Below are 21,936 nucleotides of genomic sequence, written 5' to 3' on the forward strand. Positions count from 1 at the left end.
ACGAGGCCCTCGGCCTCCACGAGGCGAAAATCGTAACGCGCTTTTGGATTGTGACGGCCATCACCGTGATTGCTGCCCTGCTCGTCCTCCGCATCCGCTGATTCTGGATGAGGGGACCTCGGTCCTCAAACCCGGCTGGTGGACTGTTGAATCGCTGACTCTTTACAGACTGTGACTCGTAATGCGCGAACCGTGAATGCGTGAACCGTAATCGATGGTCGACAGACGTCCTCACGCATCACTCCACACGCATCATGCTCCGTAGAGGGAGCAGCAATGAGAAATTCGCCCCCGCAAAAAAACGTTCGGGCCTGTTCATGACCCCAGAGGATGTGCACACAAAACGAGCCACCGTGGTGGGCGGCGCCCGGAGTGGGCGCGCCGTGGCCCGGCTGCTGGCCGAGGCGGGGGGTGAGGTGTTCCTGACCGAGCAGGGCGACCTGCCGGACGGCACCGCGGCGGCCCTCGACGCGGCCGGGGTGGACTACGAGTCCGGGGGGCACACGGCAGCGGCCCTCGACGCCGACTTCCTCGCGCTCAGTCCGGGGGTGCCCACGCAGTCAAGCATTGTACAGCAGGCGCTGCGGGCCGGGCTCGACGTGTACTCCGAAATCGAGGCGGCGTCCTGGTTCTGCGACGCCCCCATCGTGGCGATCACCGGCACCAACGGAAAGACGACCACGACGAGCCTCGCGGGGCACGTCTTCCGGACGGCCTTCGCGGACGATCCGGGCCGCGAGGCCATTGTGGCCGGCAACATCGGGCATCCGTTTTCCGACTGCGTGCTCGACGCCGAGCCGGAGGACGTGGTGGTGCTGGAAGTGTCCAGCTTTCAGCTCGACCACGTCGACACGTTTCATCCGCGCGTGAGCGTGCTGCTCAACATTACCCCGGATCACCTGGGGCGCTACGACCACAACTTTGAGGCCTACGCCCGGGCCAAGTTCAACATTTTCCGCAACCAGGAGGAGGGGGATGCGATGATCTACAACCGCGACGACCACGACGTGCGGGGCGGCGCGAAGCAGGCGGCGGCCGAACAGGACGTTCGCCCGCTGGCGATTACGACGGACGGGGTGCCGGCGGCCGGGGCCGGGCTGCAGGACAATCGAATTGTGCTTCGAACGGATGACGAGGAGGAACCGCTTATGGCTCAGGACGAGCTCGCCCTTCGAGGTCAGCACAACGTGTACAACTCGCTCGCGGCCGCGGTCTCCGCCCGTGTGATGGAGGTCGAGAACGACGTCATCCGCGAGAGCCTGTCCGGCTTCGAGGGCGTGCCGCACCGGCTGGAGGCGGTGCGCACGGTCGACGACGTGCTGTACGTCAACGACTCGAAGGCCACCAACGTGAACGCCGTCTGGTATGCCCTGGAGAGCTTTGACCGGCCCATTGTGCTGATTGCCGGCGGGCGGGACAAGGGCAACGACTACACGGACCTCAAGCCGCTCGTCCGCGACCGGGTGCGGGCGGTGGTGGCGCTCGGGGAGAGTGCCGAGACGGTGGTGCGGGAGCTCGGGGCCGAGGCGAGCGCGCACCGCCGGGCCGACACCATGGAGGCGGCCGTGAGGCAGGCCCAGCGCGCGGCCCGGCCGGGCGACGTGGTGTTGCTGAGCCCGGCGTGCTCCTCCTTCGACATGTATGAGGACTACGAGGAACGGGGCGACACCTTTCGCCGCCTCGTGGAGACGCTTCTATAGCGTATTGCGTGTTGCGTATTGCGTACGCCGTCGGAGAGATGGACCATTTACGCAATACGTACTACGCACTACGTACTAGGCCGAAGATTTGAGACTTCTGACGTAGCATGGACACTCGATGAGCTTCATTCAGACCCTCCAACATAAGGTCACCGACCGCCCCCCAGCGGACAAGTACGTGGTGTGGATCGTGTTGGCGCTGTCGGCGGTGGGGGTCGTGGCGGTGTACAGCGCCGTCACGTACCTGGCAGAGGTGCGGGTCGGAACCGAGCCGGTGCACTTCCTGCTGCGTCACCTTGTCCGCGTGGGCATTGCCCTCGGGGCGATGGGGGTGGTGAGCCTGATTGATTATCGCACGCTGGCCCGCTACAGCCGTGTCGCGCTCGTGGGCGCCCTGGTCCTGCTAGTCGCCGTGAAGGGCGTCGGCTTCTTCTCCGAGGGGGCCGACCGCTGGCTGCAAATTGCGGGGATCGGGTTTCAGCCGTCGGAGCTTGCGCGGGTGGCGCTGATCTTCTACGTGGCGGTCCTGCTCGTGCAGAAGCAGGACTACGTGAAGAGCTTCAGCCGCACGTTTCTGCCGGTGCTGGTGTGGGTGGGGCTCGCGGTGGGGCTCATTGGGCTCGACGATCTGTCAACGGCCCTCGTGCTGCTGCTCGGCGTGCTGCTGATGAGCTTCGTGGGGCGCGTGAGCCTCCTCCAGATCGGGGGGCTCGTCGTGCTGGGCGGTGTGATGGCGTTTGGCGTCCTGTCGACGTCGCCCGACCGCGCCGCCCGCGTGGAGGCGTACCTCGGCATGAATGTGTTTCCGAACACCGACATGGAACAGGTCATGGACGCGAGGGGGGAGCAGTATCAGTCGCGGCAGGCCCGGATGGCGTTTGCGGCGGGAGGGTTGACCGGCGTGGGGCCGGGGAAGAGCGTCCAACGCGACTTTCTCCCGGAGCCCTACAACGACTTTATTTTCGCCATCATCGCCGAGGAATACGGGGTCCTCGGGGCCCTGGCCCTGCTGGCCGGATTCTTCGTGTTGCTTTTTCGGGGATACCTCCGCATTGCGCGGGACGCCCCCGATCCCCTTGGCCTCATCCTGGCGGTCGGGGTCACCACGCTAATCGTGACGTACGGGTTCGTGCACGCGGGGGTGGCGAGCGGGCTGTTGCCCGTGACCGGGCTTCCGATGCCGTTCGTTTCGTACGGCGGCACGTCCCTGTTGGCCAACGGCATCATGGTTGGAGTCCTGTTGAATATCTCCCGCCACGCGGGACCGCGGTCCGCCGAGCGGGGGTGAGGGGCTCCGGTTCAATATTCTTCGGGCCTTCGGGCCCATCGACGACGATTTCGAGATTCTCATGAGCACGCGCGCTCCGCACATACTGATGGTTGGAGGGGGCACCGGGGGACACGTGTACCCGGCCATCGCCATTGCCGACGCGGTGCAGGCCCTCCGTCCGGACGCCCGGGTCGTGTTTGCGGGCACGCAGGACCGGCTGGAGGCGCGGGCGGTGCCGGACGCGGGCTACGCCCTCCACCCCATCACGGCGCAGGGCCTCCAGCGTCGCGCCACGGCGTCGAACCTCCTGCTCCCAATCCGCGTGGCGCAGGGCCTGATGCAGAGCTGGCGCCTGGTGGGGGCCATCGAGCCGGACGTGGCGGTGGGCACGGGCGGGTACGTGGCCGCCCCGGTGCTGATGGCAGCGTGGCTGCGCGGACGGCCCCTGCTGGTACAGGAGCAGAACGCCTACGCGGGCCTCACCAACCGGGTGCTCGCGCGCCTCGCTGCGCGCATCCACCTCGCCTTCCCCGAGGCGGAGGACTGGGTGCCCGCCGACCGCGCGGTGGTGAGCGGGAATCCCACGCGCCAGGCACTTCGAGACGCAGATCCCGCCACGGCCCGGGCCGCCTTCAACCTTCCGGAGGATGGGCGCGTGGTGCTGGCAATGGGGGGGTCGCTGGGCAGCGCGGCGATCAACGGGGCGGTGCGGCGTACCCTGGGCGCCCTACTGTCCGAAGACGACGTACACGTGGTGTGGCAGACGGGAAAACGGTACTACGACGACATTGCCGAGGCGGTGGACGAGCACCCGCAGCTTCACATTCTGGAATACATCGATCGGATGGAGCACGCCTACGCCGCGGCCGACCTCGTGGTGTGCCGGGCCGGGGCCCTTACCTGCAGCGAGCTAATGGTGACCGGCACGCCCGCCGTGCTCGTGCCCTCCCCCAACGTCACGGCCGACCATCAAACCAAGAACGCGCGGAGCATGGAACAGGCCGGCGCCGCCGTCCGGCTGGAGGAGGCGGACCTCGACGCCCGGCTGGAGGCGGTGCTCCTCGACCTGCTCGACGACCCCGAGCGGCGGGCGCAGATGGCCGAGGCCGCCCGCGACCGGGCCCGCCCCGACGCCGCGGAGACCATTGCCCGCGACGTCCTCGCCCTTGCCGACCAATACCGTACGAACTGACTGCCGACCCTCAATCCCTGACGATCCGCTCCGGACACTCCGGCGAGGACCCTCAACCCGAACGAATTGACTTCGATGGCTGAACTCCGCACACAACCGGCTTTGGGCCGCATCCGCCAGGTCCACATGGTGGGCATCGGCGGCATCGGCATGAGCTCCATCGCCGAGGTGCTCCTCAACCGCGGCTACACCGTGACGGGCTCGGACCTGGAGCGGAGCGACGTGACCGAGCGCCTCGAGGCGGACGGGGCTACCGTCTATGAGGGGCATGCCGCCGAGCAGGTGGGCGAGGCCGACGTGGTGGTGTACTCCAGCGCCGTCGATCCCGAGGAGAATCCGGAGACCCGCGAGGCCGAGCGCCGCCGCATTTCCCTCATCCCCCGGGCCGAGATGCTGGGCGAACTCATCCGGATGAAGTTTGGGGTTGGCGTGGCCGGGACGCACGGCAAGACGACCACGACCTCGATGGCAGGGCTCGTCGTGGCCGAGGGCGGTTTCGATCCGACCGTGATCGTGGGGGGGAAGGTGACGGCGTTTGGGTCCAACGCCATCACGGGGGAGGGCGACGTCCTCGTGATCGAGGCCGACGAGTACGACCGCACGTTCCTGCGCCTCACGCCGTCGCTGGCCGTCATCACGAGCATCGAGGAGGACCACCTCGACGTGTACGAGGACCTGGACGACATCAAGGCGGCCTTCACGCAGTACGCCAACAGCGTGCCGTTCTTCGGGGCGGCCATCCTCTGCCTCGACGACCCGAACGTGCAGGCCATCGTGGGCGACGTGGAGCGCCGCATCGTCACCTACGGCACCACCCGCCAGGCCGAGGTGCGGGCCGAAAACATCCGGCGGGACGAGATGACGACGCGGTTCGACGTGGTGGTGCGGGGCGAGCGCCTCGGCACCCTCGAGCTGCACGTGCCCGGCCTGCACAACGTGCGCAACGCGCTCGCCGCCGTGGCAGTGGGGCAGGAGCTTGAGATCTCGTTTGAGAAGGTGCGGGACGGGCTCGGCATGTTCACGGGCGTTCGCCGCCGGTTCGAGAAGAAGGGGGAGGTGGGCGGCATCACGGTCCTCGATGACTACGCCCACCACCCGACGGAGATTGAGGCGACCCTCGACGCCGCGCATCAGGGCTTTCCCGACCGTCGTGTGGTCGCGGTCTTCCAGCCGCACATGTACTCCCGCACGCAGAATTTCATGGACGCATTTGCGCGCTCGTTCTTCAATGCCGACGTGCTCGTGTTGACCGACGTGTACGGGGCACGCGAGGCCCCGATTGAGGGGGTGAGCGGCGGGCGCCTGGCCGAGCGGGCCGAGCAGTTTGGCCACCGCGCCGTTCACTACGTGCCGGACACGACGGACCTGCCGGGTCGTCTTCAAGAGCTTGTGGAGCCGGGCGACGTCGTCCTGATGCTGGGGGCGGGAGACATCTGGCGGGCCAGCGAGGCGTTCGTGGATTTGCTCAATGAGAAGGAGGCGGAAATTACCGAGTAGTGCGTGTTGCGTAGTGCGTAAGGCGTCTATCTACAGCGACACACGCAATACGAAATACGCAATATGAAATACGCAATACGAAATATGAGCCACGCTTGACGAGAGCCTACATACTTTGACGCTCCACTCATGACTTCTGAGTCGGCAAACACATTCGGACGCCGGGCCCTTCGCCTTGGAGGCGTGGGGCTCCTCCTCGCGGGGGTTGTCGCGCTGGGCCTGCTGGGGTGGCAGTGGCGGGCGAACGCGACGGTCGACCGTGTGGCCGTTGCCGGCACGCAGCATGCCCCGGCCGACACGGTGCGTCGCCTCGCCCGGGTGGACCGCGGCACGGCGATGATGGCGGTGGAGCCGTCGCTCGTAGCCGACCGCGTGGCTCGCCATCCGTGGGTGAAGGGAGCGACCGTCGAGCCGCAGTGGATGAACGGCGTCCTCGCACTTACGGTGACGGAGCGCACCCCCGCAGCCCTGGCGGTGGATGCGCAGGGCCGTCCGGCCTACTACCTCGACCGGGGCGGCCACGCGATGCCGCTCCCCGACAGCGCCGGGTACGACGTGCCGCTGGTGCGAGGCCTCGAGGCCGAGGCGCCCTGGACGCACCCCGACACGATACAGGCCCCGTCGTCGCTGCGCCGGGTGCTGAGGGCCCTCCCCAAGGCGGACGTGACCGACCTCGTTGCCGAGATTGAAGTGGGGCCCGACGACACCATCCGGTTCATGACAACCCCGATCGGCCCGCACGGGGCCCTGCCGGTGCGCCTTGGGCGTGGCGACGTGTCCCAGAAACTGCGCACGCTCCGCGCCTTTGCCCGGCAGGTGCTCGCGACCGCGTCCGACGAGCCGATCGCATACATTGACCTCCGCTTCGACGGACAGGTGGTCACCCGAACACAACCGCTCGACGGATAATGAGCACGATCCATCTCGCATAATGCGCTGCCCTTTGCTCAGTGATGGGTGAGGCGTGACGCGCGAGTCGTGAGACGGCGCGCGCAATCACGCGTCCCGACTTACGATTCAGCCTGACATTGACCCCCAAATTGCCATGAATGAAGACATCGTCGTAGGAGTCGACATCGGCACGACCAAGGTGTGCGCGGTCGTCGCCGGCAAGGACGAGCTCGACCGCGTGAACATTCTTGGGGTGGGCATGGCCCCCTCCGACGGCCTCAACCGCGGGGTTGTCGTCAACATCGACCGCACCGTGGCGGCCGTCCGGGAGGCGGTGGAGGAGGCCGAGCGGGCCGCCGGCGTGGAGGTGCAGAGCGTAGTCGTGGGCATTGCGGGCGACCACGTGCAGAGCTTCCAGACGCGCGGGGTCGTCACGATCAACGCCAACGAGATTACTCAAAACGACGTGCAGCGCCTCCTAGAGGACACGACGCACGTCGCCCTGCCCGCCGACCGTGAGATCCTGCACGTCATCCCGCAGGAGTTCATCGTGGATGGGCAGGACGGCGTGGCCGACCCGGTGGGCATGAGCGGGGTGCGCCTGGAGGCGGACGTCCACATCATCACCGGCCTCGTCTCCGCCGCCAAAAACATCTATCGCTGCATCGAGAAGGCCGGCTTCCAGGTGTCCGACCTGGTGCTGGAGCCGCTCGCCTCCTCCTTCAGCGTGCTGCACGAGGACGAGAAGGAGGTGGGTGTGGCCCTCATCGACATCGGGGGAGGCACCACCGACATTGCCGTCTTCGAGGACCACACCATTCGCCACACGGCCGTCATCGCTGTGGCCGGCGACAAGGTGACCGACGACATCCGCAAGGGCCTCGGCGTCATGCGCGACCAGGCGGAGCAGCTGAAGCGCCAGTTCGGCGTGGCCCTGGCCGACGAGGCCGACGCGGACGAGAAGATCGAGATTCCGGGCATCGGCGGGCGGGACGAAAAGACGATCGGGCGCGACGCCCTGGCACAGATCATCCAGCCCCGCATGGAGGAGGTGTTGGAGATCGCCGCGATGGAGATCAAGCGCAGCGGCTACGGCCGACACCTGGGCGTGGGCTGTGTGCTCACCGGCGGCGGCTCCCTCGTCCCCCATACCGACGAGCTGGCCGCCGAGGTGCTCGGCATGGAGGCCCGGGTGGGGCGCCCCATGGGCCTGAGTGGCGGGCTCGTGGAAGAGGTCAGCGACCCAAAGTTCTCGACCGGCGTGGGCCTCGTGCTCTACGGCATGCGCCCCGACATTATCGGCGGCACCACGCTCTCGGAGGAGGTGCGGGCCCACCAGAACGGCCAGGCCCCCGGAGAGACGCTCATGGCCCGCATCGCCAACCGCATGAAAGCCTGGTTCGACGAACTGTAAGTGGTTGAACGCTGCCAGGGGAAAGGTTGAACGTTCACTCGTTCTGCCGGTCTACGCCCAGTTTGCCAACGTTCAACCCTTCAACTTTTCAAGCTTCAACTTCAACACCGACCATTTCACACCGATGGCCCGGCACTCAACGGCTTGAAGCCGCTCACTTCAGGCCCGCCGGGCTGCGCTCTCACACTCTCAATACCACAGACCCACTGGAGGGACCATGGACCAAGATTTTAGCTCAAAATTTTCGTTCGACGACGCTGCAAATGAGGAAGCCAAGATCTGCGTCATCGGCGTCGGCGGCGGAGGCGGCAATGCCATCAACAATATGGTGCAGAAAGGCATCCACGGCAGCGTCGAATTTATCGCCGTCAACACCGACGCCCAGGCGCTCAGCGAGAACCGCGCGCCCCAAAAGATTCAGGCGGGCCAGGACCTGACAAGCGGCCTGGGGGCGGGGGCGCGGCCCAGCATTGGGGCCGAGGCCATCGAGGAGAACAGCAAGGAAGTCAGGCAGGCCCTCGAGGGCTACGACATGGCCTTTATCACGGCCGGGATGGGAGGGGGCACGGGCACTGGCGGCGCGCCCGTGGTGGCGGCCATCGCCCGCAGCCTCGACATCCTGACCGTCGCCATCGTCACCAAGCCCTTCGACTGTGAAGGGTCGCGGCGCATGAACACGGCGCTCGAAGGAATCGAGCTGCTGCGCGAGAACGTCGACACGCTTATCGTCATCCCCAACGAGCGGCTGCTCGACATTGCCGACCCGGACACGAGCCTCATCGAGGCGTTCGAAAAGGCCGACGAGGTGCTCTACAACGCCACCCGCGGCATCAGCGACCTGATCACGGTCCACGGCCTGATCAACCTCGACTTTGCCGACGTGCAGACGACCATGAAGGATGGCGGGACGGCCCTCATGGGCTCGGCCACGGCCACCGGCGAAAACCGCTCGGAGAAAGCCGCGGTGCAGGCCATCAGCAGCCCGTTGCTCGACGGCCTCTCCATTGCGGGGGCCACCAACGTGCTGGTCAACATCACCAGCGGCCCGTCGCTCGGGATTCGCGAGGCCACCCAGGCCACGAGCGTCATTCAGAAGGAGGCCGGCGAGGACGTGGAGGTCATCTTTGGCACCGTCATCGAGGAGGACATCGAGGACAAGCTTCGGGTGACCGTCATTGCCACAGGCTTCGACCGCGACAACGAGCCGGAGAACGACGGCGGCGATGGGCGGCGTACGGTGCCGCTCGAGGACCAGGAGGAAGACGACGAGACGGCGGAGTACAAAGGCGAAACCAACCTCCGACAGCTCGACACCCCGGCCTACGAACGCCGCAACGCGCCCCTTCGCTCTCAGTCGTCGGAGGGCGACTCTCCCGACGAGACGGACGCGGACGACCGCGACGACGCCCCCAACATTCGTCGCCTAGAGGCCGACGACCTGGGAGAGCGAGAGGACCGCGACGAGCGCTCCCGCGCCGACGAAGAGGATGACACCGACACCCCGGCCTTCCTCCGAAAGATGATGGACTGACGGCACTGTCGAGACGCGATGCTCGAAGGGGGCAGGCAGGGGCAGCGGCGTCCGTGAGCCGCATCGCTCCCGGGTCGGCCGCCCTTCGCGGATTCTCAGTCGCCACCAAGCGGGCCCTCCAGCCCCACCACAGGTCGACCGGAGCAGCGGCGGGACTCTGTCCTGGTTTGGGGCAGAACAGGTCCTGTCGGGTCTCGTCCCGCCGACTGCCCGGACGCCTGATCGCAACGTCTGAGCAGCGTTGCGGCACTGTGGTTGTGTGCAAGAGGCCTCGGGCGTTTCCGGCTGGCCTCTGCCACGCACGCAAGAGCCACGCCCGGCCCTGCGCCGGCGCGTGGCTTTTCGTGTTTGGTGGAGACGGTTACCGCGCGGCGGTCCTCTCGTCGGCCCGCCGGAGGGCGGCTGGGGCGTTTACGATGGCCCCGGTGTCGGAGAGCGTGCCGAACGGGACGGACTTAGAGTCGCCGGGGCGCGTGACGAGCTGGTCCCGATGGGGCGTCGCCGTGTTGAGGATGATGGTGCGAACGTCGGTGGCACTCAGGGACGGATAGTGGGCCATGATGAGGGCGGCCAGCCCGCTCACCATGGGGGCCGCCATGCTCGTTCCGTCGTTGCGCTTGTACGCGTTGCCGGGGACGGTAGAGTAAATGGAGTGCCCCGGTGCGAAGACGTCGACGCGTTCTTCCCCGTAGTTGCTGAACGGAGCGGCCAGCTTTTTGCCGCCCTTCCAGGACGAGGCCCCCACCTCGATCCACCGCTGGGCCCGCCCGCCGCCGTCGTAGTAGGGCGAAGGGAAGTTGTTGGTCGAATCCACGTTGGCCCCGTCGTTTCCGGCGGCGTGGACCATGAGAACCCCCATCGAGTCGGCGTATTGGACGGCGGCGTCGACCACGTCCTTGTGGGGGGAGTAGGCCTTGCCGAAGCTCATGTTGATGACGTCGGCCCCGTTGTCGACCGCGTACCGGATGGCATTGGCCACGTCTTTGTCCCGCTCGTCCCCATTGGGCACTGCGCGGACGGACATGAGGCGGACGCCCCGCGCAATGCCGTCGATGCCGACCGTGTTCGCGCGGGTGGCGCCGACGATGCCGGCCACGTGTGTGCCGTGCCCGGGGTCCGGGCCCTCCGCGTCGCTGTTCCCGTACCGGCGCTCGGTCTTGTCCGCGTAGTCGTCGCCCACGATGGGACGTGGGTTAAAGTCGGGGTTGTAGTTGTACTCGACCTGCCGCGCCAGCTGGTCCTTGTAGTCTGCGAGGTCGGACGGAGCGAGGTCCTGGTCGTAAAAATACTGGAGGGTCTGCTGGGCCCGGCGCACGTCCTGGCGGGGGCTGGACACCGAGCGGACGGCCGACGGGGTGAGGCTGTCGGTGTCGAGGTGGGTCTTCAGCACGTCCACGGACGCCTGGACGGCCTTCTGGGCCTTCCGGACCCCTGTGAGCCGCTTGCGGGCCTCGCGGCGCTTCTCTTGAAACGTGCGCTTGATCTCCTGATACCGCTCGTATTGGTCCCGCTCGTCGGGGGCGACGGCCGCCGAGTCGACATCGGCGAAGCGCTCCCGCAGGTCGACGTAGATCCGGGTGAGCTCGTACGTGTCCTGGTTGACATTTTTGCCGTCGGGGCCCCCGATGAAGTTCCAGCCGTGCACGTCGTCGACGTAGCCGTTGCCGTCGTCGTCCACGCCGTTGTTGGGGCGTTCGTCGGCGTTGGTCCAGGTTTCGGCCGACAGGTCTTCGTGGTCGAGGTCGAGGCCGGAGTCGATAATGGCGACCTGCACGGTGTCCCGGGGCGCCCGATCCCGAAGCACGGTCTGGTAGGCCGCCCGGGTGTCGAGGCCGGGGCCGCTGCGCGGAACGCGATCGAGGTGGTACCAGTCCTGCGGGGCGCGCTCGGGGGCCGGGGGCGCGTCGGCCGTCTCGGAGGTTGTTTCGGAGGTTGTGTCCGAGGCGGCCGGGGCGGAGGCCGTGGTGGTGTCCGGCGTGGTTGGCGTGGTGGCCGGACGGCTTCCGGAGCAGCTCACCAGCAGAAGGGCCACGAAAAGGGCGGAGAGGGGCGGTGCGTTCTTCATGGAGCGAGAGATCCTGGAGGGACAGGGGCAGAAAGGCTACGCCACGATCGGACCGTGGAGGTCGCGCTTCAGGTCCGGCGGCAGGCCGGTGTGCTCGTCGCGGAAGCCACCGAGGTCGTCGATCGTTTCGCTGGAGAGGCGCTGCACGAGGGCGTCGATGGCTGGACCGCCCATCAGCAGGGGGAGGTGCGTGAGCAGCAGTTCGTCTCCCTGACAGTGGGCCACGACCTGGTACTCCTCGAGCTCCTCTCGGGGCGTGTCGTGAACCACACATCGACGCGTCCAGTCGGCCGGATCGTGCGAGTCGGCGTCGAGGAGACGTCCGGTCCGCGCGGCGAGGTCGACGTGTTCGGACAGATAGGCCTGACACCGGCGCTTCGAGGATGCGGAAACGGACTGCTGCATCGTGGCGTGGCACTTCATGCAGAGGGCATGCCCGAAGACCGTTTCCCGGACGTCATAGGCCTCGTATTGGCGGTAGCCCTTCTCGATCAGGTACTCGGTGGGGCCGTCCAACAGCGACCGGTCGCAGGCGAGACACGTGGCGATCGGGTCTCCGGTCTCGATGGAGTGCAGCGACTCGGGAATTGGGATCCGTTCGGGAAGCACAGACGGGGCCCGGTGCGTGTAGGGAGCGTGCGAAGAGACTGCCTCCCTCTTTTGAGGCAGTGCCCCTTTGTAAATGCGAGCGTTGGGGAAGGTTCGGTTTTGCCCCGCCCGCCGCTCTGGATTGGAGGGGGCTCCTCCTTGCAGCGTCCGTTCATCGGCGGCACCCTGCCCCGAACACCGGGCAGACCGCGGTGTATCTTCACCGTGTGGTTACATGCTCAGACTGGAATGCTCAGACTTGAAAGGGGCTGCTCGGCCGCCATGCACGTTCTCGTTGTTCCGTCCTGGTATCCGACCACCGAGGCGCCCCTGGAGGGGATCTACTTCGCGGAGCAGGCGTGCTGCCTGCAGGCACACGGGATGGAGGTGGGGGTGGTGTACCCGGAGCAGCAGAGCCTGCGCCGGGCCACCGCGGGGGCGCTCCGGCGCAAGCACTTCCAGACGGAATGGACGACGAACCACGGGGTCCCGACCCTCCGCCGGTACGGGTGGAATGTGTGGTGGCGCTTCCCGCCTGGCTTTCGCCTCCGGATCCGTGGTGCCGTGCGCCTTGCGCGACGGTACGTGGACCGCCGCGGCCTCCCCGATGTGATTCATGCCCACAGCGCCCGCTGGGCCGGAGCGGCCGCGGCCCAGATAAGCGACGCGTTGGGCGTGCCGTACGTGCTGACCGAGCATTTCAGCGGCTTCCTTCGGGGGACGATGTGGCCGTGGCGCCGGCCGCTCGTGGACCGGGGACTCCGCCATGCAAGCGGCCTCGCGGCCGTCAGTACGGCCCTCAGAGACGTTCTCAGGGCCCGGAGAGGGGCTGCCTCCGAGGACGTGGCAGTCCACCCGAACCCCGTCCGGGCCTCGTTTTTCACGCGCCCCCCCGAGGGGCGTCCGTCGCCGCCCCCATTGCGCTTCGTGACGGTGGCCGGGCTGAACCCTCGCAAAAACGTGGGTGGACTGATCGAGGCGTTTGCGCGGGCCTTCGATTCCTCCCAGGCGGCGGTGCTCAGCATCGTGGGCGACGGGCCGCGGCGGGCGGCGCTGGAGGCGCAGGCGCGTCGGCTCAACGTTGCGGACCGGGTGGACTTCCGGGGGCAGCAAGGTCGCGCCGGCGTGCGGGAGGCGCTCTGGAACGCCCACGCCTTCGCCCTCTCGAGTCGCCACGAGACGTTTGGCGTTGCGCTCGTGGAGGCGATGGCGACGGGGCTGCCCGTCATCGCAACCCGGTGTGGCGGCCCGGAGGACATCGTGACGGAGGAAACGGGGGTGCTCGTGCCGCCCGCGGCCCCGACCGCGCTGGCCCAGGCCCTTTGCACGATGCAGGAGCAGAGGGCCGCGTACGCTCCTGGTCGCATCCGGGCGCACGCAGTGGATCGCTACGGGCCGGAACCTTTCGTTCGGCGCACGCAATCACTCTATCGGCACGCCTGCACCATCTGATCGGGGCCGTCTCGCTCCCCTTCCGTGTTTGCTATGCTCGACCGTCGTGGCCTCTTTCCGTGGGTGCTGTGGGGCGTCCTGCTCCTGGCGCCCGCATCGGCGGTGGGGCAGGTGGGCAATGACTTCGACCCGGCGTGGTACGACCCAGGGGCGCCCCACGTCCAACTGAGCGTCACCACCGATGGGGTGTACCGCGTCTCGGCGGAGGCACTGGCGGCGGCGCTTCCGGAGGGGACGACGCTGGCCGACATTCCTCCGGAGACCATTCGTCTCTTGGAGAATGGGGACGAGATCCCGATCCACGTCGAGGGGGCGGGGGACGGTGTGCTCGACCCGTCGGACACGATCACGTTCGTGGGGCACCGGAACCGGGGAACGGACGAGCGCTGGGCCTACGACGGGGACGCTTCGGCACAGAGCAGCACCCACCGCAGCCTCTACAGCGACACAACCCACTACTGGATGACCTGGGGCGGGGAGGCCGGGCGTCGATACGCACAGGGAACCCCCGACGCCACGTCCGTGGTGCGGGCGCTCCGCGACACGGTTCGCATCGAGCAGGACCAGACCTACTACTTCGGCCGTCCCAGCAGCAACGGCAACCCCCTCTACACCGAGTCGGAGGGCTACTACTGGCGCCAGTTTCGGCACAACGACACGGCGCCCATTTCTGAACGGTATCTCCTTCCGGTCGGGCGCCGGGCGGACACGGGCGCGTCGCTCGACCTTCGGGTTCGGGTCGACGCCGCGAGCAGCTCGTGCCACCGCGTCGAAGTGGAAGGGAAGCTCCGGCAGCCGGATGGCACCCAGGCCTTCGAGTCGCTCGCGGCCGCGGAGTGGAAGAACCTCGCCCGGCGGACGATCGAGGCGTCCGTCGCGCAGGACCGCGTGCCAGAGGGGGGGCTGGAGCTGCGCCTCACCTCCTACAACGACGGGTTCTCGGCCGACCTTGAGTGCTCCGACCCGTCGAGCACGCCGAACTACGTCCTGTTCGACTGGGCGGAGGCGGCCTACACGCGGACTCTCGCGGCCCAGGACGACGATGCGCAGCGCCATGTCGTCCCCACAACCGAGGCCACCACCTTTGCCCTAACGAACCACGTGGGCGACTCGGTGCGCGTGTACAGCCCGGCCGATGCTCGCCGGTACGAGGCTGCCATCGAGGCCGACACCGCGTTCGTGGAGGCCGCCCCGTCGACGGCGCCGGCGCCGCATTGGGCCGTGGGGGCGGACGGGTACAAGACGCCCGCTGCGATCCAGCCGGACGCGTCCAGCAACTGGTCGGACCCCGACGCCCACAGCGCCGACTACCTTCTCCTCACCACCGAGGCGCTGCTCCCCGCCGCCGAGCAGCTGGCCGACTACCGCCGGTCGCACGACGGCTACGAGGTGGAGGTGGCGCTCGTGCAGAATGTCTTCGACGAGTTTGACTACGGGCGGCCCACCCCGATTGCCATCCGTCGCTTTGTGCAGTCCACGCAGTCGTGGTCCAGCCCCCCCGAGTACCTCGCCATCTTTGCCGACGCCCAGTATCCCATCCGCGACGGCTCGGTTGATACGCTGTATCCGGAGTGGAGCGTCCCCTCGTTCGGCTACGCGCCCTCGGACGGGTGGTTTGCGATGCAGAGCGACGGGCCTGACGACTGGTCCGAGCTCCTCGCCGTGGGGCGCATTCCGGTGCGGTCCGTGGCGCAGGGCGAGCTCTTCGTCGACAAGCTCCAGACCTACGAGGCGGCGCCCCTGAAGCGGTGGCAGAAGCGCATGCTTTTGCTTGCGGGGGGCACGACCGAGAGCGAACAGAACCAGCTCCAGTTCTACTCCAATCGCTGGGGCAAGATCGCATCGGACACGGAGGCGTCCATCGACGGATCCGAGTTGCCCGTGCACACCGGGGCGGACACGCTTCGGTACTACAAAAAGGTCAACGATCCCCTGGACGCCAGCTTTCAGGACTCCCTGGCCGTCGATCTGCAGCGGGGCGCCGGATGGCTCAACTACTTCGGCCACTCGGGCGCCCAGACGTGGGAGATCGTGACGGACCCCCCTGCGGAGTTTAACAACGCCGGTCGCCTCCCCGTCGTCGTGTCCCTCGGCTGTCGCACCGGGTCGTTCGCCGGGGGGCGCTTTGAGGAGAAGAGCACGCCCTCGCTGGGCGAGCAGCTCGTCGTGGGCTCGGTACGCCCCGACGGCACGCCGCGCGACGGGGCCCTGAACGGCGGCATCGCCCATTTTGGCGAATCGGCCCTGGGCAACCTGGTGCCCTCGGCCCGCCTCAACGACGCCCTCGTGCAGCGCGTCTTCGTCGATACGATGCGCGTGCTCGGCGAGGCCATCCGCTCGGCCAAGGCGGAGATCGCCGCCGACTTCGGCAGTAGCGACTTTTACGTAAAGCACCTCCTGCAGTACGGCCTGATCGGGGACCCCGCCACGAACGTGGCCCTGCCGGCCAAGCCCGACCTGCACGTGTCGCCCGACCTCATTGCAACGGAGCCAACGGCCCCGGTCCCGTCCGACGCGCTGACCACGACGGTGCAGGTCCAAAACCGCGGCCTCATTCCGTCGGACAGCGTCACCGCCCAACTCACCTGGGAGCGCCCAGACGGGCGCACGACCCGGCGTGCACGGCGGGTCGACCGGTTTCCCCTCGAGCGCACGCTTTCCTTCTCGTTCTCTCTCGACGAGGAGACCATCGGAAGCAACACGTTTCGGGCGGGCGTCGACCCTGCCGACGCGTACGACGAGGTGAACGAGACGAACAACACGGCCGAGCGCGCCCAGGTGGTGTTCGACACGGGCGTCTCGCTCCTCACCCCGCCCGACTACGGGACGATTCCCGCCGAGGAGCCGTCGCTGGAGGTTGTCGTCTCCGGCCAGGCGACGGGGCCGATCCCGGTCGTCCTCCAGCTTGACACGGTGCCTGACTTCTCGTCGCCGGCCCGCCGCGAGGTGCGGCGCGAGGTGGACGGCCTGCGCGGCACCTGGCGGCCGTCCGGCCTTGCTGCGGACCAGACCTACTACTGGCGCGCCCGGCTGGCCGACGGAGGCACGGAAGCCTGGCGCACGGCCCGCTTTACTGTCGAAGGAGAGGAGGGCGATGGGGACGCCTCGTGGCTCCAGCGCGGGCGGCTCTTCGCGGAAAACGAGAGTCCTCGGCTCCGCCGCGCCGGACGCTCCTGGACGTTCGACACGTACACCCGAAACGTGCTGGTCTTCTCCGAGCGGGGACAGGGATCCCGGACGGATGGCTTCATCATCGACGGAACTGCCGACTACGAGTACCTGAAGTTCGGGTTTGGCGTGCTCGTCATGGACGGGCTCACAGGAGAAGTGCGGGCCAGCGAGTCGTTTCCCACCTACGACCTGCCGACGCAGTGGGAAGAGTACCTGAAGGACCGAGGAGAATTTATTGGCGACGGGCAGGATGCCATTGATGCCCTCGACAACTTCCTCAGCACCGTGCCGCAGCAGGGCGATTACGTCTTCGTTCGCACCCGGCACCTCGCCCGCCAGGGTGGGGCGACCATTCCCGATGAGGTAACGTCGCTCTTCCAGGACCTGGGCTCGGCCGCCGTCGATACGCTCACGTACAATCACGTTTGGGCCCTGAAAGCCCGGAAGGGGCATCCCGACGAAACCGTAGAGCAGGTCTCTCCGCCCTCGGAGGCGGGAGACGTGAATGAGGTCAGCCTCGTGTCGGAGCCTCCGTTCTCACACGCTACCGGGCGCACAATTTCGTCACGCATCGGCCCGGCCAGCGACTGGGAGACGCTGCGGTGGGAGGGCACGGCCCCGGACGCGTCGGACGCGATCGCGCTCGACGTTCTCGCCGCGGACTCGACGGTTCTCATCGACGATCTCGCCGGGCCGTCGGGCGAGCGGGCCCTCAGTTCCATCGACGCGGAGGCCCATCCCTACCTGCATCTGCGGGCCACCCTCACGGACTCGACGGCCCGCACCGCGCCGCAACTCGATCGGTGGAGCGTGGCGCACACGGGCGTCCCCGAGCTCGTGCTGGACCCTTCCGGGCTGGCGTCGCTTTCCGATACGCTTCGGCAGGGGGAGCAGGCCTCGGCGCCCGCCTCCGTCGTGAACCTGGGCCCGGTGGCGAGCCGGCCGGTCCGTGTGCGTGCGACCCTCCAAGACGCCTCCAACACGACCACAACCCTGCTTGCCGATACCCTCGCGGCGCTGTCTCCGGATGGAGGCCGCGACACGAGCGCGCTTTCCCTCTCGAGCGCCGAGTTCCCGGGCGGAAATGTGCTCCGGGTGGAGGCCGCTGCGGACGGGCCGCCGGAGCGCCTCCCAAGCAACAACACCGCGGTCCGAAATCTCTTCGTGCGGGCGGACGACCAGCCCCCCTCTCTGCGCGTGCTGGCCAACGGCCGCGAGCTCCCCCCCACCTCCGACGACGTGACCAACCTCCAGGCCCCCGAGCTGCCGTTTGTCTCGACGCAGCCAACCCTCGAGGTGCTCGTGCAGGACGACAACCCGTACCTCGTCCTCGACGACACGAGCCACGTCGACGTGTATCTGAAAGGCGGGCTTCCGAGTCGGGGCCCGGGCCTCGGGACCGACTTTCGGCGCGTTCCATTCTCGGACCCGGCCCTCTCGCTCGTCCCTCCCGACTCGGGGACCACCGATCCGCTGCGACTGCAGTTTGAGCCCGACCTTGGGGCACGCGACTCGACGTATACCCTGAAAGTGGAGGCCGAGGACACGCGCGGCAATGCCGTGGAGCCGTATCAGGGCAGCTTCCGGGTGCAGCAGGCACAGGTGATTCGGGACGTGTACCCGTACCCGAATCCGATGAGCACCCACACGACGTTTGCTTTTCGGGTCGAAGGGGGACGCAATGAGGCGCTTCGCGACTTCACCCTCCGCATCTACACCCTGTCCGGCCGCCTCGTGCGCCAGTTGGAGGAGCGCCACCTCGACCAGCCGCTGCGGGTGGGGTGGAACACGCTGCGCTGGAACGGGCGGGATGAAGACGGGGACCGGGTGGCGACCGGCGTGTACCTCTACCGCGTCGACATTGAGGGCAGAGAGTCCACCTTCCGGGGCGACGTCGAGAAGATCAGCGTGATTCGGTAGTAAGCGTTTCGGGCATGTTGTCGGGCAGCACGTGACGGCAGAGCCGTGCGAAGCGCTCGCCGATCGGCCCCCACCGATACTGCGAGGCCGCCTCCCGGGCGTTCTCGGCGCACCGCCGGTATCGCTCTGGATGGGCTTGCCATTCGTCGAGCACGTCGAGCACCGCCGCCGGATCCCCCGGCGGCACCACGGCGCCGCACCCGTGCCGCTCCACGAACCGCCGCCACAGCGGAATGTCTGAGCAAATCAGGGGCAGGCCGTAATGCAGGTATTCGTAGAACTTTGTGGGGATGGAACCTACGTGGTTGGGGTGCGGCTCGCAGAGGGCGAGTCCCACGTCGGCCCGGCGGTAGTGCGGCGGCATGGCCGAGGGCCGGACGTACGCGTCCCAGCCCACACGGTCGACGACCGCACCGAGCCCCCCACGTCGGATCTGTTTTTCGGTCCGGGCCCGCTGGGTCGGGTAGCGACAGATTCCGACGAGGGTAATGGTTTCTGGACGGTCTGCACGACGGATGCGGGCCGCTAGGTCAATCATCGTTCCGAGGCCGCGGCTGTCGGACAGGGTGCCGGTGTAGAGAAGACGCGTCGGCGGCTCTCTGATTTCCACGGGGGGAGGCGGGTGCTCCTCCCCGATCGGGCGGACGTAGTTGGGAATGTAGGTGTGGGGCACCGCGTGGTCCTCCACGATCGCCCGATAACTCTGCTCGGCGATCAGCACGTGATCGACCCATCGGAAGGCCCAGCGCTCCAGTGCTCGAAGAAACCGGCCCAGCATCGCCCCCTTCGACCGGTAGTTCTCGTGCATGTCGTAAACGACCTGGGCCCCGGTTCTCGTTTTCAAAAGACCGGCGAGGGGGAGCAGTTCGGGGTCGTGGATGTGATACAGCGCGGCATTGAGCGCGCGGGCCGTCCGGAACACCCGAGGCTGAAGGGCGAGCCGGTGGGCCCGATTCTGGGGCCGCGGCAGCCCATGAATGGAAATGCCGCGGACGCGCTCGGTGCGTTCATGGGGGGCCACGAGGTGGGCGTCGAAGCCGGCGTCCCGGAGCGACGCGAGCTGCTTGTGAAAGATGCGCGGGTCGAATGGATGGTGCACCGTGGTGAGGTGCGCGACCCGGCACCAAGAACGGACATCCCGCTGGTTCATGGGAGGGGCCGTCGTCGACTCAACAGGCCGGGCGAGTAGAGTCGTTCGAACCAGAGCCCTGAGGGACGGTTCGCACGACGGGTTCTTGTTTCTACCGGACAGGAGGGCCCCGCTGAGGCCTCGGGTCCTCCCGAACCGTCCTGTTCTCCACCTCTCTTGCGCCGCATGCCCACGGTAACACTGCACGGAGGGCTGGGGAATCAGCTCTTCCAGTACGCGGTCGGCAGGGCCCTCGCGCACAAGACCGGGGCTACGCTTTTTCTGGATGTCTCCGTTCTTGCGGGGGCGTCGACGGCCGGGCTGCCCTCCCGAGAGTTGCATCTGCCCGAGTTTGCCGTTCAGGGAACGGTGGTTCGACGACCGATTGAGGACGCACCTCTCCTAAAGGGACGATTCAAGCTGTTCAGTCGACTCCGACGGGTGGCCCGCGGGCTCGGGGTCCGGATCTGCAGGGTTCACAAGAACCTCCAGGACCCCCATCGCTTCGACCCGACGGTGCTTCGCGCCCCCGGAGGCACGCGCCTCTACGGCTACTACCAGTCTGAGAAGTACTTTCGTTCGATCGGGGAGGTCCTACGGGAAGAGCTTACACTACACAGCGAAGCAAGCGGCCCCACCCGGCGCTGGAAAGAGCAGATCGCGGAGAGACCCTCGGTGGCGGTACACGTCCGACGCGGCGACTACGTGGACCAGGGGTGGGCCCTCCCGACGGCGTACTATCGACGTTCGGTGCGCAGACTGCAGGGGGAGAAAGATCCGTGTTTGTTTTTCTTTTCGGACGACATCGGGTGGGTGAGGGAGAACATAGGCCGCGTAGTTCCCCAAGGGACATCGCTGGAAAATGTGAGGTTCGTGGACTGCAACGGTCCCCGCGAGCCCTGCGAGGATCTTCGACTGATGAAGGCGTGCGACCACAACATCATCGCCAACAGTACCCTGAGCTGGTGGGGCGCCTGGCTGAATCAGAACGAGAACAAGACGGTCCTCACCCCGGCCTACTGGATTCGAAACCGTGTTGAGAGGTTAGACGTGGTCCCGAACCGATGGGAGACCGTCGACTGGTAAGCGATGCCCCGCGCATTGCGTCACAGATCCTCTCGAACCACAATGCCTGAGGACATTGCCCCCGCGTCTGAGGCAGTCGTAATTTGCACCCGGAACCGTCCGGATGTATTGAGAGAGACCCTTCGAAGTGTGGCGTCACAGTCTGGTGCGGCGGAGCGTCCCGTTCTCGTCGTCGACGGGAGCGACCGCGAGGAGGCCGAACGCACGGCCCGTGTCGTCCAGGATTGGTCCGACGAAGAGGCGCCCGTCCACTACCATCGCTATTCCGGGGCGCCGGCCGCCACGCGGCAGCGCAACGCGGGCGTAGCCCTGTTGCCGGACTCGGTCGAGATCGTCCACTTCATCGACGACGACGCAACACTGCGGGCTGGCTACTTCGATGCGCTTCGCGCGGCCCTTGAGCATCACCCGCACCTTCTGGGGGTCGGGGGCATCATCACAGCATCCGGCGGGACTTCTCCTCGGCCGTCGGTGCACTGGGGGCACCGCCTCTTCCTGCTTCGGGTCGATCGGCCGAGCCGCGTGCTTTCCTCTGGCCAGACGACGCCCGCGTGGCCAATCGGGACCGAAGACTTACAGCCGGCCGAGTGGCTCAGCACCTGTGCATCTAGCTATCGGGCGCGTGTGTTCGACACGCATCGCTTCGACCCTGCGGTCGAGGGGCCGTCGCCCCGTCTTGAGGACCTCGACTTTTCGGCTCGCGTAGCCGAGGACGGACCGCTCGCCGTGGTGCCCGGCGCCCGGTGTGTCCACCGCGTGTCGTCCCGCAACCGTCGCGGCACAGCGGCCACTGCGCGCGAGCGCTTCGTCCGGCGGTACTGGTTCGTCCGGAAGAACATGGACCACCCGCTGAACCGCCTCGCGTTCTGGTGGAGCGCCCTGGGCCAACTCGCTGCGCTCGTGGTGTCCTCGCATCCGGACCGCAACGCGGCCCTCTGGGGCTACCTGCAGGGGGTCTGGCAGGTCTGGACCCGGGCGCACTCCCTGCTCTATGAGGAGTCGACCGGTGCCTAATCGAGGTGTGCAACTT

General features: G+C 67.4%; 14 protein-coding genes. 11 read left to right on the forward strand and 3 right to left on the reverse strand.

What is annotated here, in order from left to right:
- Positions 1 to 332 precede the first annotated feature (332 nt).
- The 7 genes from murD to ftsZ all read left to right on the forward strand — a co-directional run bounded on the left by murD (position 333) and on the right by ftsZ (position 9,495).
- On the forward strand, positions 333 to 1,700 hold the full coding sequence (gene murD / locus V5A20_RS01210; RefSeq protein WP_332326562.1) for a UDP-N-acetylmuramoyl-L-alanine--D-glutamate ligase: 1,368 nt from the start codon (positions 333 to 335) through the stop codon (positions 1,698 to 1,700).
- A 118-nt stretch (positions 1,701 to 1,818) separates the two neighbouring features.
- Positions 1,819 to 2,988, forward strand: a complete 1,170-nt coding sequence (locus V5A20_RS01215) for an FtsW/RodA/SpoVE family cell cycle protein (protein ID WP_332316786.1) — start codon at positions 1,819 to 1,821, stop codon at positions 2,986 to 2,988.
- Positions 2,989 to 3,049: 61 nt separating this feature from the next.
- The gene (murG, locus tag V5A20_RS01220) at positions 3,050 to 4,162 is read left to right on the forward strand and encodes an undecaprenyldiphospho-muramoylpentapeptide beta-N-acetylglucosaminyltransferase (protein ID WP_332316787.1); all 1,113 of its coding nucleotides are present in this window, start codon (positions 3,050 to 3,052) and stop codon (positions 4,160 to 4,162) included.
- A gap of 75 nt (positions 4,163 to 4,237) precedes the next feature.
- A complete protein-coding gene (gene murC / locus V5A20_RS01225; RefSeq protein ID WP_332316788.1) occupies positions 4,238 to 5,659 on the forward strand; it encodes a UDP-N-acetylmuramate--L-alanine ligase in 1,422 nt (473 codons plus the stop codon).
- Positions 5,660 to 5,788: 129 nt separating this feature from the next.
- Entirely contained in the window at positions 5,789 to 6,568 is a 780-nt protein-coding gene (locus V5A20_RS01230; protein WP_332316789.1) for a cell division protein FtsQ/DivIB, read from the forward strand.
- Between the two features lie 136 nt (positions 6,569 to 6,704).
- Positions 6,705 to 7,964: a cell division protein FtsA gene (gene ftsA, locus V5A20_RS01235; protein ID WP_332326563.1), complete on the forward strand. Its 1,260-nt coding sequence runs from the start codon at positions 6,705 to 6,707 to the stop codon at positions 7,962 to 7,964.
- 217 nt (positions 7,965 to 8,181) lie between these two features.
- Positions 8,182 to 9,495 (forward strand): cell division protein FtsZ, encoded by a 1,314-nt coding sequence (gene ftsZ, locus V5A20_RS01240; protein ID WP_332314805.1) that lies wholly within the window; start codon positions 8,182 to 8,184, stop codon positions 9,493 to 9,495.
- A gap of 361 nt (positions 9,496 to 9,856) precedes the next feature.
- Here the strand turns inward: ftsZ and V5A20_RS01245 are convergent, their stop codons facing one another.
- Positions 9,857 to 11,560 (reverse strand): S8 family peptidase, encoded by a 1,704-nt coding sequence (locus V5A20_RS01245; protein WP_332314806.1) that lies wholly within the window; start codon positions 11,558 to 11,560, stop codon positions 9,857 to 9,859.
- A 36-nt stretch (positions 11,561 to 11,596) separates the two neighbouring features.
- On the reverse strand, positions 11,597 to 12,169 hold the full coding sequence (locus tag V5A20_RS01250; RefSeq protein ID WP_332314807.1) for a hypothetical protein: 573 nt from the start codon (positions 12,167 to 12,169) through the stop codon (positions 11,597 to 11,599).
- 261 nt (positions 12,170 to 12,430) lie between these two features.
- Here V5A20_RS01250 and V5A20_RS01255 point away from each other — a divergent pair, with 261 nt between their 5' ends.
- The gene (locus tag V5A20_RS01255; RefSeq protein WP_332326564.1) at positions 12,431 to 13,600 is read left to right on the forward strand and encodes a glycosyltransferase; all 1,170 of its coding nucleotides are present in this window, start codon (positions 12,431 to 12,433) and stop codon (positions 13,598 to 13,600) included.
- A 33-nt stretch (positions 13,601 to 13,633) separates the two neighbouring features.
- Positions 13,634 to 18,691 carry a C25 family cysteine peptidase gene (locus V5A20_RS01260; RefSeq protein ID WP_332326565.1) on the forward strand — a complete coding sequence of 1,686 codons (5,058 nt, stop codon included), beginning with the start codon at positions 13,634 to 13,636 and terminating at the stop codon, positions 18,689 to 18,691.
- On the opposite strand, the gene V5A20_RS01265 is transcribed toward V5A20_RS01260, so the two are convergent.
- Positions 18,675 to 19,841, reverse strand: a complete 1,167-nt coding sequence (locus tag V5A20_RS01265) for a glycosyltransferase family 4 protein (RefSeq protein ID WP_332326566.1) — start codon at positions 19,839 to 19,841, stop codon at positions 18,675 to 18,677. The genes V5A20_RS01260 and V5A20_RS01265 overlap by 17 nt on opposite strands.
- 165 nt (positions 19,842 to 20,006) lie before the next feature.
- Between V5A20_RS01265 and V5A20_RS01270 the strand changes: the two genes are divergently transcribed.
- A complete protein-coding gene (locus V5A20_RS01270) occupies positions 20,007 to 20,906 on the forward strand; it encodes an alpha-1,2-fucosyltransferase (protein WP_332314811.1) in 900 nt (299 codons plus the stop codon).
- Positions 20,907 to 20,948: 42 nt separating this feature from the next.
- A complete protein-coding gene (locus V5A20_RS01275; RefSeq protein ID WP_332326567.1) occupies positions 20,949 to 21,920 on the forward strand; it encodes a glycosyltransferase family 2 protein in 972 nt (323 codons plus the stop codon).
- The last annotated feature ends 16 nt before the right edge of the window (positions 21,921 to 21,936 follow it).

Origin of the sequence: Salinibacter sp. (genome assembly GCF_036626415.1) — a bacterium.
GTDB lineage: Bacteria > Bacteroidota > Rhodothermia > Rhodothermales > Salinibacteraceae > Salinibacter.

What these genes read in the sequence shown, in the direction of transcription:
- V5A20_RS01215 (WP_332316786.1), top strand. Translation starts at nt 1,819, where the DNA reads ATGAGCTTCATTCAGACCCTCCAACATAAGGTCACCGACCGCCCCCCA.
- murG (WP_332316787.1), top strand. Translation starts at nt 3,050, where the DNA reads ATGAGCACGCGCGCTCCGCACATACTGATGGTTGGAGGGGGCACCGGG.
- murC (WP_332316788.1), top strand. Translation starts at nt 4,238, where the DNA reads ATGGCTGAACTCCGCACACAACCGGCTTTGGGCCGCATCCGCCAGGTC.
- V5A20_RS01230 (WP_332316789.1), top strand. Translation starts at nt 5,789, where the DNA reads ATGACTTCTGAGTCGGCAAACACATTCGGACGCCGGGCCCTTCGCCTT.
- ftsA (WP_332326563.1), top strand. Translation starts at nt 6,705, where the DNA reads ATGAATGAAGACATCGTCGTAGGAGTCGACATCGGCACGACCAAGGTG.
- ftsZ (WP_332314805.1), top strand. Translation starts at nt 8,182, where the DNA reads ATGGACCAAGATTTTAGCTCAAAATTTTCGTTCGACGACGCTGCAAAT.
- V5A20_RS01245 (WP_332314806.1), bottom strand. Translation starts at nt 11,560, where the DNA reads ATGAAGAACGCACCGCCCCTCTCCGCCCTTTTCGTGGCCCTTCTGCTG.
- V5A20_RS01255 (WP_332326564.1), top strand. Translation starts at nt 12,431, where the DNA reads ATGCACGTTCTCGTTGTTCCGTCCTGGTATCCGACCACCGAGGCGCCC.
- V5A20_RS01260 (WP_332326565.1), top strand. Translation starts at nt 13,634, where the DNA reads ATGCTCGACCGTCGTGGCCTCTTTCCGTGGGTGCTGTGGGGCGTCCTG.
- V5A20_RS01265 (WP_332326566.1), bottom strand. Translation starts at nt 19,841, where the DNA reads ATGAACCAGCGGGATGTCCGTTCTTGGTGCCGGGTCGCGCACCTCACC.
- V5A20_RS01270 (WP_332314811.1), top strand. Translation starts at nt 20,007, where the DNA reads ATGCCCACGGTAACACTGCACGGAGGGCTGGGGAATCAGCTCTTCCAG.
- V5A20_RS01275 (WP_332326567.1), top strand. Translation starts at nt 20,949, where the DNA reads ATGCCTGAGGACATTGCCCCCGCGTCTGAGGCAGTCGTAATTTGCACC.